The sequence below is a fragment of the Legionella spiritensis genome (assembly GCF_900186965.1).
In the GTDB taxonomy this organism is placed as follows: domain Bacteria; phylum Pseudomonadota; class Gammaproteobacteria; order Legionellales; family Legionellaceae; genus Legionella_C; species Legionella_C spiritensis.
In genome coordinates this window covers 1,358,165-1,362,545 of the sequence record NZ_LT906457.1, presented here as the reverse complement: position 1 = coordinate 1,362,545, position 4,381 = coordinate 1,358,165, and the positions used below count along the sequence as shown (strand labels likewise).

Sequence of the window (4,381 nt, the reverse complement as noted above, 5' to 3'; positions counted from 1 at the left end):
GATTGATTTCGTTCCTTTTTAAATCCGTAATCTACCGGATCCGCGTTCATTTAATCACGGAAACCATCCAGACCTTTTTGTGTCAAGTAGTCCATAACCTCTCCCACACTTATCTCTTCTCGCCCGCATTCATCGAAACACGCCATCAATGCGAGAAATAACGATGAATTTTTTAGCATCATACGCAATTTATACCAGCCACACTCATGAATGTGCTGTTTTACTACGTGATCTTGAGAGTGCATCAGGCGAATCGATAATGCAACCCTTTGTGTGTCATTATCCTGGGTACAATGCAAAATATCTCCTCTCATCATCAGCAGATCACCGGCGTTTAACGCTGGGGTTATGGCCAAATCATCAAGATTTACGTCAAGTTTGCCCAGCTTCTTATCGTTTATATTATCGTAAAACAGCGTATGGCCATCTTGAACAAATGCGGCGGTAGCGCCTCTGCCCTGTAATTTTTGCGCTAATGTATCGGATATACCGCCCAACACATCGAAGGGTATAATTTTTAAATTCGATTTTTCCGCCACGGGCTTCATAACAGGGATATATAGATTGAGATAATTGAAAGCCTCTTGCAGCAAGAAATACGATTTGGCATCTTGATGCCATGGAAAATGAACACCGTGCCCGGTGGAAAAATACGAAGCCCCTCGCAGTAAGTCGATGGTTTTTAATCGTGTTTTCAGGTGCATTATCGCCATGACGGGATGCACCTTTTCCAGGATGAACGGTTTTAAACGACGGCTTACATTCACCACAGGAAAAGATTCACCGGGTATTTGAATGGCTTCCTGAAAATCCGACGTGAAGAGCTCTATGGCATTGTCGTCGAAAAATTTCGGTATTACCACAAATCCCTTGCAGTCAAATTCCTCAAGCGCTTGATGCCATCGCTCCATCATAATGATTAAATCCTCTTTAGACACTCAGGGTTGTTGTGTTATCTTTGTGACGCATTTTACAAACTCATCGCCACGGTGTTTGTAGTTTTTAAACATATCGTAACTGGCACAAGCCGGAGACAAAAGAACGGCATCTCCCGCATTGGCTATTTTATTCGCATTTGTTACCGCGTCTTTCAATGTATTGACGATGGTTACTGGCGTAACCCCTTCAAGGGCTTCACGTAACCTGACGGCACTTTTACCGAAAAGAATGGCGTGTTTGACGTGTTGTTTAACAACGGATTGCAAGGGAGTAAAGTCCGCGGGACGAGAAAACCCTCCGGCTATCAGAACAAGTTGCCCGCTGACCTTTGAACGCACATAGTCAATAGCATTAAGGCATGCTGCTACATTAACGGCTTTAGAATCATTAAACCAGCTGATTTGCTCGTGACAGGTAATGAATTGACAGCTATGTGCCAGACTTTTATGACTCTTGATCGCGTGGCGCATGTCTTCAACGGAAATACCGATGGTATGGGCAATGGCCATTGCGGCCAGTATGTTTTCATAATGATGTTTGCCATTTTGGGTCAAATCGTCCAAAGCGATAAGACAGTCCTGTCCATAGGCCAGATAATCCCGTTTTTTATGGTTTTTGATGCCAAATTCATCGTGACTGGGATTTTGCAAACCAAAACGAATAATGTTAGCTCCGTTTTTAATAACCGAATGATCAATCTTAATGTCCCGATGAATAACGGCATGCTCACAATGGTTAAAAATATTAAACTTGGCACGGCGATAAGCCGAAAAATTTGGATAGCGATCCATGTGGTCAGGACTGATATTGAGAAGAGCGGCGGTTTTCAATGGTAACGATGTAACGGCCTCCAACTGGAAGCTTGATAGTTCCAGAAGATACATTTCAGGTTCTTCAGGGGCTATCAAATCCATCATCAGGGTTTTGAAATTACCGCCTGTAATAATATTTCTCCGGGCAACACCAAGCATCGTCGATACCAAATCGGTGACGCTACTCTTGCCATTGGTACCCGTAACGGCAACCATTGGTGCGCTGGTGTAACGCCTGAATAAATCCAGCTCGGTAAAAATGGGGATCCCTTTGTCTTTGTATTTATTTAAAAAAGGGCTCCAGTAAGATATCCCGGGACTCAATACAAATCGGTCAGCCTTGTCCAGCAACTTTTCATCAAAAAAATTGGCATTTATTTCAATATCAGGCCAGGACAGCCGTATTTTGTCTACGGATTGACATAAGTCCGCATACAACCGGGGACTAATCAAATGTTTAATTTCATCCAGATTGTAGGTGCCTGACATCTTTGCACCGCGCCTGGCCAGAAATTCCATACAACTGGCGCCAAATCCATCCAAACCAATGATCGCGGTAACTCCGGATTCGGCTTCATCCGCCTGACAGGCAAGTTTCTCTTGAACATGGTTAACCATGATGGCTCAATTGCTCCCTTGTTCAGGGATTACGCTTCGTTTAAAAAAATCCATACAGCGATTGTACAAACGGTATATTACAATTCTGGCATAGCTCCGTTGCCAGCATTGGTGTCGGTAAAGGCGCCACCAGAAATTTACCGAAATGGTTAAATCCAGATTATAAACCTGATGCCACCAAAAAGGGGGAATATATAAGATATCTCCAGGATGCAGGATGATCTCGACAGGTTTTGCCTGTGAAAATTTCGGATATTTATCAAGATCGGGTTCGGTAGCCCGGACAGGACTAACATAGGGTGCCCGGCTAAAACAACTGTAAGGGTAAAGCAAGCTCATCTGGTTTGGCGGATAAATGAATATTTTTTTGCGGCCATAAATTTCACACAACACATTGTTATTGGTATCGAAATGCAAGGGGGAAACGTTTCCGGCCTGGCCCACCCACAAATTGATATGGCGTAATCGTTCCTGGTCAACATAGTGGGGGATATCGATTTCTTTCATCAATTCGGGGTAATGTCCGGGAATGGAACTATGGATCAGGTAAAGATAATCCCTCGTTGCTGGATTGTGGCTGATTTTATCGAGAAAACGGTTGAACGGTAGTTTCTCCATTTTGTCTTCATACGTCGCGGCGTCAGGATCAACCCGGAACAGGCCGTCATGGGAGTGATCCACCAGGACGAGTTTGTCGCCAATTTTTTCCCGGAGTTGCCCGGGATCCCAATCAAAAAACCGGGGCCTCTGCCCCATGTCCTGTTTTATCATGACCGGAACGTTGGAAGTAAATTTCTCAGGTATAAGTTCTGATGTTACAATGTCCACTTCCTGATTCATTCGCCTACTCATTACCGTAATTTATCCCTGTTTTATATAAAGCACTTTCGCTGCCTGTTGTAAAGATTTTCCACATCAAATTATCACCGGGAGAAATTGGGAGGATCCCAATTTTGATTGCCCTCTATCAGGACAGGCTTGTCTTCACTGAGTGCGATATCCCATCCTGCCGTTCGTAACGGTTGAAACGAGCGTGCCGCTTGTAATGCCAGCTCACACGCTTCTGTCCACATGGGCAATGGAAAGTTTGTTAATGAATGACCTGTAACGGGGTGGCATTTAATGTCTGATCGCAACCCGTTTTTTTCAAAAGTGGTGATGGTTCGAATCAATGCCCCGGTATCAAGGCAGACATCGGATAGTAAATTGCGACAGCCCTCGCTATGGTGATTATCTACGATGCCTGTTCCCACTATCGTTTTGAAACAGGCATGCAGGATGCGAAAGTGTTTATTATCATCAAGGAGGGTGGTAATTCTGAGCGTTTGTAACGCGTCGGTTCCACTTAGTTCCTTTATTCTGGTATGGTTTGTCATGACTTCCTGGATAACGAAACTTTGATACCCGGGATCGGATTTGAGACGATGATAGAGTGTTTCGCTATCTATATATTCTGATTTATGATCACAAAACCCTCCACCAAGATTCTGATAGCGTTTGACGCCTTCTCCGTGTGATCCCATGGATGGTTTGACGATGAAGCGTTGCGGTAATCGGGTGTTGAAAAAATCAATCCAGTCGTCTTTTGTTAATAACGCGTCATTTGTATTGCACCATCCCGCCTCATTAGAAAAAAAATAAGCATAAATTTGCGGGATCGGCAAATTCAGAGCCTGGCAATGACGGTAGAAGAGACTCTTGTCTTTCAACAGGATATTCCAGCCGGGCGGATTTATTTGTTGTTGCCGGGCCTCAATTATTGCCTTACTCAAAAACGGCACATCCTCGTGCCTGTTTAATAAATCGAGCAAACCCAAAGGGTAGGCTTCTTGCGGAGAAAAGCCATATTGGTATAACAGCCGGTGGGCTTCACGCACAGTTTTACCGAAGCTTTGCTTATGTTCCCTGGAGGCTTTCTTCAGCGTCTTGCAGGTGTGAATGAGCGTATCTGGTTCTGTCAGCAGAAATTTTATAAAACGCCTGTAAAAACTTGGTGGTCTTGAGCTCATGAT

General features: G+C 44.2%; 4 protein-coding genes. All 4 read right to left on the bottom strand.

All coding sequences use genetic code 11. The features are described 5' to 3' along the window. Positions 1 to 50: 50 nt before the first annotated feature. Complete coding sequence (locus CKW05_RS06230; protein WP_058483864.1) at positions 51 to 914, bottom strand: phytanoyl-CoA dioxygenase family protein; 864 nt, start codon at positions 912 to 914, stop codon at positions 51 to 53. 24 nt (positions 915 to 938) lie between these two features. Then, positions 939 to 2,369 (bottom strand): UDP-N-acetylmuramoyl-L-alanine--D-glutamate ligase, encoded by a 1,431-nt coding sequence (murD, locus tag CKW05_RS06225; protein WP_058483865.1) that lies wholly within the window; start codon positions 2,367 to 2,369, stop codon positions 939 to 941. Between the two features lie 6 nt (positions 2,370 to 2,375). Beyond that, positions 2,376 to 3,221 carry a cupin-like domain-containing protein gene (locus CKW05_RS06220; RefSeq protein ID WP_082642798.1) on the bottom strand — a complete coding sequence of 282 codons (846 nt, stop codon included), beginning with the start codon at positions 3,219 to 3,221 and terminating at the stop codon, positions 2,376 to 2,378. A gap of 71 nt (positions 3,222 to 3,292) precedes the next feature. Then, a complete protein-coding gene (locus CKW05_RS06215) occupies positions 3,293 to 4,378 on the bottom strand; it encodes a sugar-transfer associated ATP-grasp domain-containing protein (RefSeq protein ID WP_058483867.1) in 1,086 nt (361 codons plus the stop codon). Between the last annotated feature and the right edge of the window lie 3 nt (positions 4,379 to 4,381).

Bases quoted from the DNA above. Each gene is read 5' to 3' on its own strand.
- CKW05_RS06220 (WP_082642798.1), bottom strand. From the start codon at position 3,221: ATGAGTAGGCGAATGAATCAGGAAGTGGACATTGTAACATCAGAACTT.
- murD (WP_058483865.1), bottom strand. From the start codon at position 2,369: ATGGTTAACCATGTTCAAGAGAAACTTGCCTGTCAGGCGGATGAAGCC.
- CKW05_RS06230 (WP_058483864.1), bottom strand. From the start codon at position 914: ATGATGGAGCGATGGCATCAAGCGCTTGAGGAATTTGACTGCAAGGGA.
- CKW05_RS06215 (WP_058483867.1), bottom strand. From the start codon at position 4,378: ATGAGCTCAAGACCACCAAGTTTTTACAGGCGTTTTATAAAATTTCTG.